13 protein-coding genes are annotated in these 15,268 nt (G+C 65.1%); 7 read left to right on the top strand and 6 right to left on the bottom strand.

Annotation, left to right across the window (positions count from 1 at the left end; translation table 11 throughout):
* Positions 1-143 precede the first annotated feature (143 nt).
* Together ACNQS7_RS06275 and ACNQS7_RS06270 are read left to right on the top strand one after the other, a co-directional pair.
* Complete coding sequence (locus ACNQS7_RS06275) at positions 144-1,604, top strand: aldehyde dehydrogenase family protein (RefSeq protein WP_418011882.1); 1,461 nt, start codon at positions 144-146, stop codon at positions 1,602-1,604.
* Positions 1,601-3,970, top strand: a complete 2,370-nt coding sequence (locus ACNQS7_RS06270) for a CaiB/BaiF CoA transferase family protein (RefSeq protein ID WP_418011881.1) — start codon at positions 1,601-1,603, stop codon at positions 3,968-3,970. Before ACNQS7_RS06275 ends, ACNQS7_RS06270 begins: the two co-directional genes overlap by 4 nt.
* Positions 3,971-3,974: 4 nt before the next feature.
* Here the strand turns inward: ACNQS7_RS06270 and ACNQS7_RS06265 are convergent, their stop codons facing one another.
* From ACNQS7_RS06265 to ACNQS7_RS06255, 3 genes are all read right to left on the bottom strand, one after another.
* Positions 3,975-4,451, bottom strand: coding sequence for a MaoC family dehydratase (locus ACNQS7_RS06265; RefSeq protein WP_418011880.1), 477 nt, complete (start codon positions 4,449-4,451; stop codon positions 3,975-3,977).
* Entirely contained in the window at positions 4,448-5,641 is a 1,194-nt protein-coding gene (locus tag ACNQS7_RS06260; protein WP_418011879.1) for an amidohydrolase family protein, read from the bottom strand. The genes ACNQS7_RS06265 and ACNQS7_RS06260 overlap by 4 nt, the downstream gene beginning before the upstream one ends.
* Before the next feature lie 86 nt (positions 5,642-5,727).
* On the bottom strand, positions 5,728-6,363 hold the full coding sequence (locus ACNQS7_RS06255) for a cysteine hydrolase (protein WP_418011878.1): 636 nt from the start codon (positions 6,361-6,363) through the stop codon (positions 5,728-5,730).
* 50 nt (positions 6,364-6,413) lie between these two features.
* Between ACNQS7_RS06255 and ACNQS7_RS06250 the strand changes: the two genes are divergently transcribed.
* Complete coding sequence (locus ACNQS7_RS06250) at positions 6,414-6,851, top strand: nuclear transport factor 2 family protein (RefSeq protein WP_418011877.1); 438 nt, start codon at positions 6,414-6,416, stop codon at positions 6,849-6,851.
* Positions 6,852-6,858: 7 nt separating this feature from the next.
* Here the strand turns inward: ACNQS7_RS06250 and ACNQS7_RS06245 are convergent, their stop codons facing one another.
* Both ACNQS7_RS06245 and ACNQS7_RS06240 read right to left on the bottom strand, forming a co-directional pair.
* On the bottom strand, positions 6,859-7,761 hold the full coding sequence (locus ACNQS7_RS06245) for a TIGR03619 family F420-dependent LLM class oxidoreductase (protein ID WP_418011876.1): 903 nt from the start codon (positions 7,759-7,761) through the stop codon (positions 6,859-6,861).
* Positions 7,758-8,885, bottom strand: coding sequence for an acyl-CoA dehydrogenase family protein (locus ACNQS7_RS06240; protein ID WP_418011875.1), 1,128 nt, complete (start codon positions 8,883-8,885; stop codon positions 7,758-7,760). Before ACNQS7_RS06240 ends, ACNQS7_RS06245 begins: the two co-directional genes overlap by 4 nt.
* Positions 8,886-9,085: 200 nt before the next feature.
* On the opposite strand from ACNQS7_RS06240, the gene ACNQS7_RS06235 reads away from it, so the two are divergent.
* From ACNQS7_RS06235 to ACNQS7_RS06220, 4 genes are read left to right on the top strand one after another with little or no spacing between them, the layout of a single operon-like run.
* A complete protein-coding gene (locus tag ACNQS7_RS06235; RefSeq protein WP_418011874.1) occupies positions 9,086-10,279 on the top strand; it encodes an amidohydrolase family protein in 1,194 nt (397 codons plus the stop codon).
* A 6-nt stretch (positions 10,280-10,285) separates the two neighbouring features.
* Entirely contained in the window at positions 10,286-11,254 is a 969-nt protein-coding gene (locus ACNQS7_RS06230; protein WP_418011873.1) for an acyl-CoA dehydrogenase family protein, read from the top strand.
* Positions 11,251-12,453 carry an acyl-CoA dehydrogenase family protein gene (locus ACNQS7_RS06225; RefSeq protein ID WP_418015906.1) on the top strand — a complete coding sequence of 401 codons (1,203 nt, stop codon included), beginning with the start codon at positions 11,251-11,253 and terminating at the stop codon, positions 12,451-12,453. Before ACNQS7_RS06230 ends, ACNQS7_RS06225 begins: the two co-directional genes overlap by 4 nt.
* A complete protein-coding gene (locus ACNQS7_RS06220) occupies positions 12,450-14,006 on the top strand; it encodes a class I adenylate-forming enzyme family protein (protein WP_418011872.1) in 1,557 nt (518 codons plus the stop codon). The genes ACNQS7_RS06225 and ACNQS7_RS06220 overlap by 4 nt, the downstream gene beginning before the upstream one ends.
* A gap of 26 nt (positions 14,007-14,032) precedes the next feature.
* Here the strand turns inward: ACNQS7_RS06220 and ACNQS7_RS06215 are convergent, their stop codons facing one another.
* Positions 14,033-15,217, bottom strand: a complete 1,185-nt coding sequence (locus tag ACNQS7_RS06215) for an amidohydrolase family protein (RefSeq protein WP_418015905.1) — start codon at positions 15,215-15,217, stop codon at positions 14,033-14,035.
* Positions 15,218-15,268: the final 51 nt, after the last annotated feature.

Below are 15,268 nucleotides of genomic sequence, written 5' to 3'. Positions count from 1 at the left end.
TCGCCGAAGAAGTCCCCAAAAATGTGGATTCCACTCGACGTTGACGAGGCCGCTTCGCCGGTGTACACACGGTCTGGATATGTAAGTTCTCGGCATCGATTCGCTCTGGTCACGAGACTGGGCGTTCAAGAAAGCGGGGGGTGATGGCCGGATCGGGCATCCGCTTGGAAGCTCATAGGCTCTATATCGGCGGCAAATGGATCGACCCCGACAGCGGCCGATACGACGTCGTCAACCCCGCCACCGAGACGGTGATCGGGACGGCGCCCGACGCGAGTGTTGCGCAGGTGCGGCAGGCGGTTTGCGCGGCGCGAGCCGCTTTCGATACCGGTCCGTGGCCGCGGGCCGAGCCCGCGGAACGCGCCCGTTGTCTGCGGCAGCTCAGCGATGCATTGCTGGCGAAGGGCGAGGAGATCTATGCGCTTGCGCAGGCCGAGTGGGGTTGTACGGCAAACGAACGGTTGATTCACGTGGAAGGCCCGGCGTTCATGGTCGGCCACGCCGCCGAACTCGCCACGGAGCCCGCCGAGGCGCCGATGGACGCCTGGGGTGCCGCAGGCATCACGCTGCTGCGCTACGAGCCCCTCGGAGTGGTGGCTGCCATGACGCCCTGGAACTTCCCGCACACCCTCAACGTCATGAAGCTGGGTGCGGCCCTGGCGGCGGGGAATACCCTGGTACTCAAGCCATCCCCGCTTACGCCGCTGGCCGGGCTGGTGTTGGCGCGAATAATCGACGAGCACACCGATATCCCGGACGGCGTTGTCAACGTGGTCACACCGACCAGCATCGACGCCAGCCGAAGCCTGACGTTGGATCCCCTCGTCGACATGGTCAGCTTCACCGGCAGCTCGGCGGTCGGACGGGACGTGATGGCGGGCGCGGCGACCACGATGAAGCGCGTCCTGCTGGAATGCGGGGGCAAGTCGGCGACCGTGCTGCTCCCTGACTTCGACGTCAGCGACGACTTGTTGGAACGACTGCTGTTTGAGGGTTGCACGATGCATGCCGGTCAGGCATGCATCCTCAACAGCAGGCTGCTGGTGCCCGATGCGATTCACGACGAGGTGGTGGACCGGCTCGCCGAGCTGGCCCGTGACGTTGTGATCGGTGATCCGGTAGATACCGGTGTCACCATGGGGCCGTTGATCACCCGCGAACACCTCGACCGCGTCGAGGGATTCGTCAGGCGCGCCGAAGCCGATGGCGCGACCGTGGTGGCAGGGGGAGCCCGCCCGAAGGATCTCAACCGCGGGTTCTACTTCGAGCCGACGATCCTCACCGATGCCTCGGCGGATTCCCACATCGCGCAGGAGGAGGTGTTCGGTCCGGTGCTGACCGTGCTGCGCTACCACGACGACGACGACGCCGTAACCATCGCCAACAACTCGGCCTACGGGCTCGGAGGCGCGGTGTGGGGGAGCGATGTCGAACGCGCGGTGGCCATCGCACGCCGGATCAGGACCGGACAGGTGTCGATCAACGGCACTATTCCCGGAGACGCGCCGTTTGGGGGCTTCAAGCAGAGCGGCATCGGTCGGGAAGGCGGTGTGATGGGTCTGCGAGCGTACATGGAGCCCAAGGCGATCGGGGTACCCGCGTGAATGGACCGCTGTCGGGTGTGCGCGTTGTCGAGCTGGCATCCGAGATCGCGGGTCCCTACTGCACGAAGCTGCTCGTCGATTTGGGCGCCGAGGTATTCAAGATCGAGCCGCCATCGGGTGACCCGTTGCGCGGCTGGGGCACCCACGGTGGACTGTTCGAATATCTGAACGCCGGAAAAAGCGGCAGCACAATCGATCTCGCAGAGCAAGGCAACCTCGCCGCTGTCCACGAAATGATCGCCGGGGCCGACGTGCTCGTCGAGGACCTGACGGCAGGCGCGCCGGAGCGGCGCCAGTGGGGCCTTGACGCAGACTCCCTCGGCAGGATCAACCCGAATCTCGTCGTGGTCCGAATCTCCAGCTTCGGCCAGGAGGGGCCGTTGCGTGACCGGGCGACAACGCCGCTGACTCTGCAGGCGGCAGCGGGCTGGGTCAACGTGCGTGAGCCTGGCCGGGCCCCGGTGCAGGCCGGCGCACGAATCGCGGAGTACATCGCGGGGGGATACGCGGCCCTCGGCGCGCTGACGGCGCTGCGGATCTCGATGGCCCGAGTGAACCGACCGGTGGAGGTGGACGTCTCGATATTCGAGTCGCTACTGGCAACCCTGCCGTATCCCATGCTGATGGCCGCGCGCCTGAAAAGCCTTGGTTTGCCATCCAATTCCAAAGCGGCTCCCATGCTGGGCATTGTGCGTGCCGCCGACGGGTGGATAGGGATCAACTGTCTGACCGGGCAACACTGGCTGGACGTGTGCGCCATGGTCGGGTTGCCCGAGTTCGGCGAACACCAACTCGCAATCATGCTCGGCGGTCCCGAGCGCGATGAGTTCTTCGCCAAGGTCCAGCCGTTCCTTGACTCCATGATGGTGGCCGACCTTGTCGAACTGAGCCAGGCCATGCGGATCCCAGCGGCCCCGATCTCCCAGCCCGACACCATCCAGAGTTGCCCGCAGTATGCCGAACGCGGGTTTTTCGTCGAGTCCGTCGCTGACGAAGCACGATTCGTCAGACCCGGTGCGCCGTTCCGATTCTCGAAGACACCAGTCCCGGCGCCACTGCCTGCACCCGCCGCGCATGCGGATGCACCGGCCGGGTGGGCCGAACGCGGTGCACCCCGACGGCGGACGGACGTACCCGACGCATCACTACCTTTCGCCGGGCTGAAGGTGTTTGACCTGAGCACGTTTTGGGCGGGCGCATACCTGACCTGCTACCTCGGTGCGTTCGGGGCCGACGTGATCAAAGTCGAATCCATCCAGCGTCCGGACGGGCATCGCTACTCGGGGTCGTTGCTCCGTGAGGGCGATGACTGGTACGAACGTGGACCGCTCTGGCAGGGCACCAATCTCAACAAGCGCGACATCACGCTGGATCTCACCTCCCGCGACGGCCGAGACCTCGCCCTGCGGTTGGCCGCGGAAGCGGACGTGGTGGTGGAGAACTTCTCCCCGCGGGTGGTCGAGCAGTTCGGACTGGACTACGGCTCCCTTGCGAAAGTGAATCCCGGCGTAATCATGGTGCGGATGCCCGGGTTTGGCTTGGAGGGACCGTGGCGCGACTACGTCGGGTGGGCGCTCAACATCGAGCAGGTGTCCGGGATGTCGGCAGCGACGGGTTATCCGGATGGCCCACCGTGCAATCTGCAGGGGCCTGCCGACCCCATCGCAGGCGTCCATGCATGTATTGCTTTGCTTGCTGCTCTTGAGCACAGGCGGTCCACCGGTGAGGGTCAGCTCATCGAGGTCGCGCAGATCGAGGTCGGTGCGGTGGTGACCGCCGAACCCGTCATCGAGTACTCACTGACGGGAACGGTGCGGCCGCGCGAGGGAAACCGCCACCGCCACTACGCCCAGGGCGTCTACCCGACCGGCACCCCTGACAAATGGGTCGCGATTTCGGTGCGTGATGACGCCGACTGGCACGCCGTAGCGGCCACAGTCGGCCGGGACGACCTGCGTGACGACCCGAGATTTGCGACCGCCGAGACACGCCGGGTGAACCACGACGCTTTCGACGACATACTGGCGAAATGGACGAGCGGACGAGCCGCCGACGAGGTGGTGGCAAGCCTGGCAGCGCGTGGCGTACCCGCCGAGCAACTGCTGACGGCCGACCGGATGTATGACGTCGAGCAGCTCGAGGCGCGGGGTTTCTACCAGGATCTGGACCATCCGATCACCGGGCGGCATCGGTTCCCGGGATGGCCGTTTCGTATGTCGCCGGGTCCGACCCACCATCACCGTTCGGCGGCGCCGACTCTGGGGCGGCACAACTCCGAAGTCCTTGGCGCGCTTGGGCTCGACGATGCGCAGATTGCGGAACTGCGTGAACGGCAGGTCATTGGGGAACGTGTGCTGAACGCGTAGCCGTTCAGGCGTCGACCATCGCGGCAATCGTGTCGACGACGCACGCCGGCCGATCGCTTCCCTCGACCTCGACGGTGACACGTACCGTAGCCCGGCCACCCTTGTCGTTGCGCTCGACCTTGAGGAGCTCGGCACCGGCCCTGATCCGGGAGTCGACAGGCACGGGGGCGGGGAAGCGCAGCTTGTCGCTGCCGTAGTTGACCTGCATCGCCAAGCCGGTCACCCGATAAATCTGTTGCACCAGAATGGGGACCAGCGACAACGTCAGATAACCGTGTGCGATGGTCTTGCCGTAGGGCCCTTGAGCAGCCCGCTCCGCGTCGACATGAATCCACTGGTGGTCACCGGTGGCCGCGGCGAACAGGTCGATTTCCTGCTGCGTGACCGCCCGCCAATCGCTGTAGCCGAGGTGCTCGCCCACGTGAGCCTCGAACCCGGCGACCCCGTCGTACTCCGTCGGAGAACTGGGAGTCTCCGTCACGCCGGGACCTTGAGCGCCAACTGCTCGATAGCGTTGCCGCCCATGATCTTAGCCTTGGCCGAGTCCGGGATGCCGTCGAGCCGATCGGCGAAGCTGAGTGGGTCACCGATACCCTCCGGGTGCGGGAAATCGGAGCCGAACATCACATGGTCTTCACCCATGATGTCGACGATCCCCTTGATGTCGTCCTCGAGGAACGGGTGGATGTAGATGTTGCGCTTGAACACCTCGACGGGATGTTCGTCGAATTCTTTGGGCATGATCTTGTAGGCGGTGTTGAGCTGCTCGAGCAGATTGCGCACCCAGCCGCTTCCGTTCTCGACGCAGAAGATCTTCAGATCCGGGAATCGTGACAGCGCGCCGTGGCAGATCATCGCGGCCAGCGTGTCCTCGATCGCCCGATGTCCCATTACGACCTCGCGCAGCGCGCTCGGCTTGAAGGACAGGTATTCGTCGCCGCCCTCCCACTCCATCAGGTGCTTCTGGTAGCCGCTGTCGGAGGCGTGCATGGTGACCGGCATGCCCGCCTTGACCACTTCCTCCCAGAACGGGTCGAACTCGGGCAGCCCCATCGAACGCGAGCCGCCGAACCGGCTGGGCACCGGCGCGGGCCGGACGAGAAATGTCTTCATGCCGCGTTCCAGCCCCCAGTGGAATTCCCTGATGGCTTCGTCCACCATGGGAAGACAGATCACGGGCGTCGCGAAGATCCGGTTGTGATAGTTGAAGGTCCAGTGCTCGTGCATCCACTCGTTGAGTGCGTGGATGATCGCGTGAGTGAGGACGACGTCGTCGGTGGTGCGTTCCTCGATGAGGCTGGCGAGCGTGGGGTACATCACGCACTGGTCGAGGCCCAGCTCATCCATCAGCTCGAGCCGCGGGGCGGGAGCCTGGTAGGCGGGTATGACATCCATTGCCTCGCCGATGAATTCGCGGAAGTTGAGGCCTTCTGGGTTCTTCCCGAGGAAGTAGTCCTCCGCACTGCCCGGCCTGGCCACCCGTGCGAACGTCGGGTTCGGAATCATGTGGCTGATGTGGTCTTTGACAACGAGTTTGGGACGCCCGTTGACCTCCACGTACCCGACCTTGCCGCGGTGCTCCTTCGGCAGGTACTTGGTGAGCGCCTCCGTCGTCTCGTACATGTGGTTGTCGATATCGAAAACCGGGTACGGCAAAGAGCGGGAAGGCATGGACGTTCCTCCTGAACAGCGAATATGATCATTTACGCTTTATGAGAACGAAGTTATCATTATCGTCACGCAACATCCAGGTCGGGTCAAGTCAAGCGGCGCTCGCTCCACGCGGCGACGACGGCATCGGTGGTGGTCACCGTGGCGAGCAGAGCCAGTGTGTTGTCGATGATGGACTCTGCGTACTCCCGCGGGTACCCACTCACCGCGTCGCGGGGTAACACGAACTGATAGCTGCGGTTCACCGCGTCCATCACGAAATTCTGGATCGCAATATTCACCGAAACACCAACTCCCACAATGGTCTTGACGTTCAGGTTCCGGAGCACTGAGTCCAGGTCGGTGCCGGTCATGGGTCCCAGGCCGTGGGTTCGGGTAAGCACGATGTCACTGGGCACCGGACCGAGCTCGGGCAGGACCGACGCCCCGGGACTGCCGGGAGTCAAGTCCGCAGCAAACGACTTTCCGGCCATGAACAGCCGCGCATTGGTATTCGACCCGCGGCCGTCCGGGCGCCTCGCCATGAGGCAGTGCACCACGGTGACGCCTGCTGCCCTCGCGGCGTCGAGTAATTCGACGATGTTGGGAATCGCCTCGCGCCGAGCCTCCTCGGCGAGGAAGGGAAGGCCTGCCTGGGGTCCGATCACCCCACCCTGGCATTCCTGCGTCACCAGCGCGGTGGTGGCGGGGTCGAGCAGCTCTTGCAGACTTGGTTGCGGCATGAGAACAGACGTTATCGTGTGCCCTGGGCAATGTTTCAGGAGGACGCCACATGGAGGCTTGGGAGCTCGAGGTTCGGGAGTCGGTGCGCCAGACGTTGGCCGACTACACCGCGGCCACCGATCGGTTCGACCTTCGGGCGCTGGCAGCCTGCTTCTCAGACGACGGCGTGCTGGAATTCACCGGCGGCGCAGCACCCCTGACGGGACCCGCGGAGATCGAGGCCGGTCTCGCTGCCGCGGTGAGGAAACCCGGACATCCGGAGCGCCCAGCGCCGACTCACGTCCGTCACCACGTCTCGAGCATCCGGTTCGGCTCGGTAGGCCGGGACAGGGTCGAGGTCAGCAGCTACTTCGCCGTACACACCGACATCGGCCTGGATCATTGGGGTCGCTACCGCGACGTGCTGGTCCCGGCGAACGGCCGTTGGGTATTCGCTCATCGGAAGATCGGCGTGGACGCATTCGCGGCCGACAGCTTGATGGGCTGAAGGCGCATCACGCCGTGATGAACTCCTTTGCGAAGCCGCGGGAACGCTCGATGAGTTCGCTCCGGTCGCCTCCTGCCGGCGCGATGGTCAGCCAGGTGACTCCGGCCGCGGCGAGTCTGGCGATTGTCGCGTGACGTTCGTCAGACGATCTGTTGTCGTCCAACAGGTTTCCCGCTGAAAAGCAAATATCCAGTGGTGTGGTGCGGCCGATTTCACCGGCATACCGCCTGGCCCAGTCGATCGCCAGCTCCAGTTCTTCGATAGTCGAGATCTCCGCGGTACGCGAGGCTGCGGCGTAGCCGAACGTATTGAACGGTGCCCAGCCCTGAGCCCGTGACACCGCCCGCCGCACGGCCGGCTTGCTGTTGCCACCGACCCACACCGGTGGCGGAGTCGCCGGAAGCGGCCGCAGCCGAACGCCGCGGGCGGCGAAAGACGTCCCCTCGTAGGCGACGTCCGCACCGGTGAGAACTTTGTCCAGCACGTCCAATGCCTCATCGAGCAGGGCGCCACGGCTGTCGAAATCGATTCCCAGTGCCTTGAATTCCGGCTTGAGGTAGCCGGCCGCGGTACCGAGGATGAGCCGTCCCTTCGACAGCGTGGCAAGGCTCTGAATCGATTTCGCGCCGAGAAAAGGGTTGCGGTAAGCGGCGATGTAGACGTTGGTCAGCAGCTTGACGTCAGTGGTCGCGGCGGCCGCGAACGCCAGCGCGACAAACGGATCGAGAGCGTGGTGGCCGCCGTGGTCGAGCCACTTTGTATCGGGTGCAGGATGGTCGGTGACGTGGACCGCCGCGAAACCGGATTGCTCGGCCACCCGTGCGATATCCGCGATGGCTTCGGCAGTGACAAACTCGTCGACGGCCTCGACACGCTGCGTGGGTAGTTCCAGGGAGAACGAAACGGTCACAAGTGTCCTTTCATTTCGGGGACGAGCATCGCCAACCGCTCGGCGTGGTAGTCGGGCGTGCCGAAGGACAGTTGGCTGGCCTTGGCGCGCCGGACGAACAGGTGGGCATCGTGTTCCCACGTGAACCCGATGCCGCCATGGATGCGCATATTGTCCAGGGCTACCTGCAGTAGGGCCTCCGAACACGCGAGCTTGGCGACCGACGCCGCGATCGGCAAGTGTCCGGTGGCGGCGGTGTCGGGCAGGGCCGCGATCTCGGCCGCATGCCACGCGGCCGAGCGCGCACCCTCCACCTGAATGAGCATGTCCGCGCACCTGTGCTTCACCGCCTGGAAGCTTCCGATGGGCCGGCCGAATTGGATTCGGTTCTTGGCATAGTCGACGGCCATGTCGAGGCAGCGTTGTGCCGCGCCGACCTGTTCGGCGCTCAGCGCGACAATCGCGAGGTCCGATGCGCGAGCCAGGAAGCCCGCGGCATCGCCGTCGGTTCCGACGAGTTCCGCCTGCGCGCCCTCGAAACTCACTGTGGCCACCTTGCGGGTGCGGTCGAGGCCGGCCAGTGGCGTGCGCACCACCCCGTCCGATTCTGCCCGTACGGCGAACAGCGAGATGCCGGCGTCGGTGTTGGCCGCCGCTAGCAGAACATCTGCGGTGTGACCGTCGATCACCATCGGCGCCAGACCGTGGACATGGTGGCGTGTGCCGTTACGCTCACCTCGCAGTGTCACCGCCGCAGGGTCCCAGGCGCCGAGTCGGCCGTTCAGGATCAGCGTGGCGGTTGTCGATCCGTCGGCGAGCCCTGGGAGGAATCGTTCCGCGGCCGCTTGGTCGCCGCAGGCCAGGATGGCTTGGGTCGCCAGGCCCACGGTGGCGAAGAACGGGGAACATAGCAGCGCCCGCCCCATTTCCTCGAAAACCACCGCGAGTTCGGTCACCCCGGCGCCGGCACCACCCCACTGCTCGGGAACGGCGATACCGTGCAAGCCCAATTCGCCTGCCATCTGGCGCCAGGATGCCTCGTCGTAGCCGCTTTCGGTCTTCATCAACTCGCGGACGGTGCTGCTGGGCGACGTCGCGGTCAGGTACTCGCGCACGACGCCGCGGAGCTCGTCGGTCTCAGTCATCGGCGTACCGATCGCGTTGTCCACCAGTGCCGTTGATGAAGCCGAACCTTTCTTGACGCGGACATGGGTGCCGTCACGGTCGACCCCCGCGGCCCTTACTCGGAATCCCGGCTCTGGGTAGCCTGAATAACCCCTACCGGATCAGGATAGTATGATTTTTGAAATTGGAGAATAATCATTCTCGCTTAAGGAGTCACGGGGTGACGAAACTCGACTACGGGATCTTCGACTGCGATACCCACTGCTACGAGACACGGGACGCGTTCACCCGCTACCTTCCGGAGAAGTTCCGGGACCGGGCTATCACGACCGTGCGGGGAGCGGACGGTGTCGAGGTGATCCTGGCCGGGCACCGGGTGGCCACGTTCAACAGTGAGGGGGGACTGGGTCTCGACGTCGCCTACCGGCCCGGTTCCCTGAAGGAGATGCTGCGGCAGATGGGCTCGGGCAACCCCGAGGAATCCTACGAACCGCAACCCATGCAGCCGGAATTCGTCGAGCGCACTGCGCGTCTGTCCGTCATGGCGGAGCAGAACGTCGAGCGCATGGTCATCTATCCGAGCGGTATGGCCCTGGCCGCTGAACACTACGTCGACGACACGGCGGCGCTCTATGCCAATCTTCGTTCGTTCAACCGGTGGTTTGACGAAGAGTGGGGATTCAATTACCACGAGAAGATCTTCGCAACGGCCCTGATGTCGTTGCGTGACTTGGATTCTGCCATCGCCGAGACTGAGGCGATCATTGCGCAGGGGGCTAAGTTCGTGCTGCTGCCGACAGGGCCGGCGTACGGTCGCTCACCGGGTGACCCCTACTTCGACCCGATTTACGCACGTCTGCAGGAGGCCGGCTGCATCCTGGTTTTTCACATCATGCCGTTCTGGTACTTCACTGCGATCTCACCCGCGTGGGGACAGAGCCCAGACCCGGCTTCATGGCACATGTCGGCGTGGCAGTGGATGAACGTCTACGGCCAGCGGCCGATCGAGGAGACGTTGTCCGCGCTGATCTTCGACAATCTCTTCGGTCGATTTCCGGACCTGAACGTTCTCGTTGCCGAGCACGGGGCGGAATGGGTGCCGTTCTTCGTCAGGCATATGGACAAGAGCCGCGGGATGGGCCGCAATGGCCCGTGGATCGGGGGGAAGCTGACCGAGCGGCCGTCGGCGATCTTCCGCCGCCATGTGCGTGTCGTGCCGTACCCCGAGGACGACATCCCAGCGGTCGTCGCCAGTATGGGATATGACGATTGCCTGGTCATGGGCTCGGATTACCCGCACGCGGAAGGCATGGCCGAGCCGGCCGATTTCGTGAAGCTGCTAGACCCCCTCGACGACGTCGTCAAGCGGCGGATCATGCGCGACAACGCCGAGCAGTTGCTTTTTCGGAGTTGAGGCGGCGTGCCCGGCGAGAGTTCATCTGACGTCGAGCTCGACCTGCTGCGGGCGTCGGCGCGCGAATTTCTCGCCGAACGGGCAGAGAAGGGCTCCGTCAAGGACCTCGCGGCGATGGACTGGACGGGGTTACTTGTCGATGAGGTGCTCGGTGGTGCCGGCCGGCGTCCGGTCGAAACGTGCGTCATAGCCGAGGAACTCGGGCGAGCGCAGGACGCATCGGCGTGGTTGGGCACCACCGTGGCAGCTGCAGCGGTTGCCTCGGCGCCCGATGAGGTCAGGGAACCGTTGTTGCCCGGCCTGCTCACCGGAGCCGTGACCGCGGGCTGCAGCCTGGCCGGCGACTCGGCACGGGTCGTTCGCGGCGACCAGACGGACCTGGTGATTACTCTGGGCCACAACGGAGTTCATCTGCATCGCGACCTGAATCGGCGGCAGTTCACGCCGGACGGCGATCTACTGGACGTCACCCGGACGGTATGGCGGATTGATCTCGCAAACGCGCCGGGCGTCTCGATCGGATCACCCGAGCGGGCCGCGCAGTTACTCGGGATTGCTCGGTTGCTGGTATCCGCCGACTCTCTCGGGGCCGCATCCATGACTTTGGAGCGGCTCACGGCCTACCTCAGGGAGCGGGTGGCGTTCGGCGCGCCGATCGCGAGCTTTCAAGCGATCCAGCACCGGCTCGTCGAGCTGCTGACCTTCGAGGTCAAAGCGCGCGCCGTGATCACCAGGGCGGCTCGGGCAATCGAGGCCGGGGACGAGCGGGCGACCGCGCTGACCGCGGCGGCGCACGCGTTCGTAGCGGCGAAAGCCGCAGCCGCCGTGGACGAGTGCATGCAACTGTCCGGTGGGATCGGCTTCACCTGGGAGTATCCGCTGCACTACGAACTGCGCCGCGTCTTCACCAATGCACACCTGATCGGAACGGCGCGGTCCAGCCGGGCGCTGCTGGCGGAGGAATCGGGATGGTGAGCGTCTTCGGGGATCGGCCCAGCGAGGCGCAGCTGGCCGAATTCAGGCAACGGGTCAGTGCCCACATCGCCGAACATGCACCGGCGATCGAGGCGCGCGAAGGACATCGGGCGCCGGAGACCGACGAACAGGAGGCATTGCTGCGCAGCTGGTTCGCCGGCCTGTTCGAGGCGGGGCTGGTGGGTGCGGACTGGCCGGTCGAGTACGGTGGTCGCGCCGATCACCACCCGCTGCACGACCGCATTGTGAGCGAGGAGATTCTGCGGGCCCGCGCGCCGCGCCCTGTCGACCAGGTCAACCTGGCCGCGCATGTGCTGCTGCACTTCGGTTCCGAAGAGCAGAAGCAAAGGCTGCTGCCACCGATCCGCAGCAGCGAGCATGTCTGGTGCCAGCTGCTCAGCGAGCCCGACGCCGGCAGCGACATCGCGGGAGTGCGCAGCCGCGGTGTGCGGCAAGACGACGGCGGCTGGCTTATCGACGGGCAGAAGACCTGGATCACCGACGGCCACTGGGCGGACATGGGGCTTGCCCTGATCCGCACCGACCCGGCGTCCTCCCGCCACCATGGCCTGTCGGTCTTCACCGTGCCGCTGGCGGCGGACGGTGTCGACGTCCGTCCGATCCGGACGATCGGGGATGCGATCGAGGTCAACGAGGTCTTCCTCACCGGGGTACGGCTCGGGGCCGACAGCCTGATCGGCGAGGTGGGGCAGGGTTGGTCAATCATCATGGCCGGCCTTGACTTCGAGCGATTCGGCATCGGCGGGAATGTCATCCTGCTGGAGCTGCTGATCGATGACCTGGTCGTCATCGCTCGCCACGCGCACGTCGACGGCGTGCCCGCACTGGAGTCCGCCGACATCCGCCAGCAGGTGGCGGAGTTGGCTGTCGAGGTCGAAGTGGCCAAGGCATTCATCGACGACCACGTGGAGCGGCTGACATCGGGCGACGAACAACCAGGCGACGGCTCGATCGCCAAGTTGAGCTTCGCCGAGACCTACCACCGAGTCTCGGCCTATGGCGCGGAGCTGGCGGCGTCTGCGACAGTGGTCGGGGACGCGCATGATGGTGTGCGGCAGGCCAAAGAACGGTTGCGCGAATGCTGGCTGTGGTCGCGCGCCTACACGATATCGGGTGGTAGTTCGGAGATGATGCGCAACATTCTCGCCAAACGCCGTCTGCTGCTGCCGAGTCGATGAGCACACCGCCGACCGCCGAGACCTATTGGGGCCTGGTCGATGCCGCGGCCCGGTCGCATCCCGACTGGATCGTCCTGGCCGATGATTACGGGCGCCAACTGACCTGCGCACAGTTGCGCGACGCCGCGCTTACCTGCGCAGCGGCCCTGGCGCAGCGGGGTATCGGCGCAGGCACGATGGTGTCGTGGCAGCTGCCGAGCACGCTGGAGACGATGGTGGTCATGGTGGCGCTCGCCCGTCTTGGTGCCGTGCAAAATCCGGTGCTACCCATCTGGCGCGAGAGCGAACTGCGGTTCGTGACCGGGCAACTCGAGACCGAGGTGTTCATCGTTCCCGGGCTGTGGCGGAACTTCGACCACGCTGACCTTGCCCGTCGGCTCGCCGATCAGCAGCCCATGTCAGTCGTCGTCATAGACCACGACGCGCCGATCGACGACAAGCTTCGGTTGCCCGCGGGCGACCCGGCGGCGCTGCCGGAGCCGCCGGGCACCGGCGAGGAACCTCGGTGGATCTACTATTCGTCCGGGACGACCGCGGCGCCGAAGGGGGCACGGCACTGCGACCGTTCGGTCATCGCCGGCTCGGCGGGCGTGGTCGGGATCGTGGGCGCATCGAGCGACGACGTGAACCCGATCGCGTTCCCGGTCTCCCACATCGGGGGCGCCGCCATGCTCGCCGCGGGCCTGCGCACCGGGATGCGCCTGGTGCTGTTCGACGCCTTCGATCCGGTCGAGACCCCTTTCGCGGTCGCGGCGCACCGCCCGACTCTGCTGGGCAGCGCCACCCCCTTCTTCGTCGCCTTCATGGCGGCGCAGCGCAGGCACGGTGACGAACCGCTCTATCCCGAGCTGCGGGGATGCGTGGGTGGGGGTGCGCCCATCACCGCCGAGTTGGGACGCCAACTGAGAGAGACCTTTTCGGTCAACGGTGCTGCCAATTCCTGGGGCTTGACCGAGTTTCCGGTCGCTACATCGCAGACGCCGGACGCCGCACCCGAACTTGCTGATCGAACCGTCGGAAGACCGGTGGCCGGGGTTTCGGTGCGGGTCGTCGACGAGGCGGAGCGGGAGGTGGGCGTCGGCGCGGAGGGGGAGCTTCGGCTCAAGGGACCGCAATGTTTCCTCGGCTATGTCGATGCGTCCCTGGATGCCAATGCCTTTGACGCGCAAGGCTGGTTCCGAACCGGTGACTGCGGGCTGATCGACGCCGAGGGGCACGTGGTTGTGACCGGACGCATCAAGGACGCCATTATTCGCAACGCGGAGAACATCTCGGCGCTGGAGATCGAGGGCGTGCTCGCCGCTCATCCCGCCGTCGCAGACGTGGCGGTGATCGGTGTGCCAGATTCCCTTACCGGAGAACGGGTTTGCGCTGTCGTCGTAGTGCGCCCGGGCGCGACGGTTACGCTCTCGTCGATCTTCGATCACTGCCAGGCGCAGGGGCTGAGCAAGCACAAGACGCCTGAGCGCCTCGAAATCGTCGATGCGCTGCCTCGCAACCTGACCGGCAAGGTGCTCAAGAACGAACTGCGGGCCCGCTTCGGCGGCTCCTGAATTCCACCGGAGCCCGGCTGCCTCGCTCAGATGCCGATGAGTTCCTTGAGGTTGGCGCCCATGACCCGTGCCGTGGTGGCCTCCGGCAGGTTCTGAAGTTCCTTGACGAACTCTGCCGGCTCGGCCAGGCCCTCCGGATGCGGGTAGTCCGATCCGAACATCACCCGATTCGCGCCGAGAATGTCGATGAGGTGCGACATGTCCTCCTCGTGAAAGGGGTTGACCCACACATGCCGACGGAAGACGTCGCAGGGATGGTCGCTGAAGTCCTTCGGCTTCTTGCGGTACACCCGGTCGAACGCGTCCATCAGCCGGTTCGCCCACGCCCCACCGTTCTCCACCACACCGATGCGTAGGGCGGGGAAGCGCTCGAACACCCCGTGGGCGATGAAGGCCGCGAGCGTGTCGAAGATGTGGCGGCTCTCCTCATAGATGAAGCCGCGGAATTTAGTCAGCTGAAAGCCCTGGAACTCGTTGCCACCTTCCCAATCGGAGAGGTAGCGGTCGTATCCGGCGTCGGAGTTGTGCATCTGCACTGAGATGCCCGACGATTCGACCAGCCGCCAGAAGTCGTCGAATTCGGGCAGCGCGGGTGACCGCGAGGTGCCGTCGCCGCGCGGCACCGGCGCGGGCCGGATCAGCACTGTCCTGGCTCCGTTGTTCAGGCACCACTCCAGCTCCTCGACGCCCTTGGCGGCGTCGTTGAGCGAGATTGCGGGGACGGCGAAGATGCGGTTCTCGTAGTTGAAGGTCCAGTCGTCCAACAGCCAGCGGTTGAAGGCATGGGTGACCGCGTGGGTGAGTTCGGTGTCGGACTTCGTGCGCTCCTCGAGCATGCCCGCCGTGGTAGGGAACATCACCGCGCCGTCGACACCCTGGCGGTCCATCAACGCCAGGCGCAGGTCGGGACGCCGGAATTCGTCGGGACAACGGATCGGCTCGGCAAGTTCGCGCAACGTCTTACCCTCCGGGTTGACCCCCCGGTAGTAGTCGGCCCACGAACCCGGCGTAGGAATCACCTCGTAGGTCGGGTTCGGTATGGTCTCCGTGACGACGCCGAGGATCTGGAGCTTCTGCCGGCCGTTGATATCGACGAACTTCAGTGCTTCGGAATACTTCTCCGGTAAGTACCGCGTGTAGGCGTCGATCGTCTCGTACATGTGATTGTCCGCATCCCACACTTCCATCTTTTTCTCGTCGCTCATCAGCACCTCCACCCACCTGAGAATCGTGATTCTCAACATAGCAGAACAGTGGTATCC

The organism is Mycobacterium sp. 23 (genome assembly GCF_048287075.1).
GTDB lineage: Bacteria > Actinomycetota > Actinomycetes > Mycobacteriales > Mycobacteriaceae > Mycobacterium > Mycobacterium gordonae_B.
This window is presented reverse-complemented; position numbering and strand designations above follow the sequence as displayed.

What these genes read in the sequence shown, in the direction of transcription:
- ACNQS7_RS06220 (WP_418011872.1), top strand. Translation starts at nt 12,450, where the DNA reads ATGAGCACACCGCCGACCGCCGAGACCTATTGGGGCCTGGTCGATGCC.
- ACNQS7_RS06250 (WP_418011877.1), top strand. Translation starts at nt 6,414, where the DNA reads ATGGAGGCTTGGGAGCTCGAGGTTCGGGAGTCGGTGCGCCAGACGTTG.
- ACNQS7_RS06240 (WP_418011875.1), bottom strand. Translation starts at nt 8,885, where the DNA reads ATGACTGAGACCGACGAGCTCCGCGGCGTCGTGCGCGAGTACCTGACC.
- ACNQS7_RS06260 (WP_418011879.1), bottom strand. Translation starts at nt 5,641, where the DNA reads ATGCCTTCCCGCTCTTTGCCGTACCCGGTTTTCGATATCGACAACCAC.
- ACNQS7_RS06255 (WP_418011878.1), bottom strand. Translation starts at nt 6,363, where the DNA reads ATGCCGCAACCAAGTCTGCAAGAGCTGCTCGACCCCGCCACCACCGCG.
- ACNQS7_RS06275 (WP_418011882.1), top strand. Translation starts at nt 144, where the DNA reads ATGGCCGGATCGGGCATCCGCTTGGAAGCTCATAGGCTCTATATCGGC.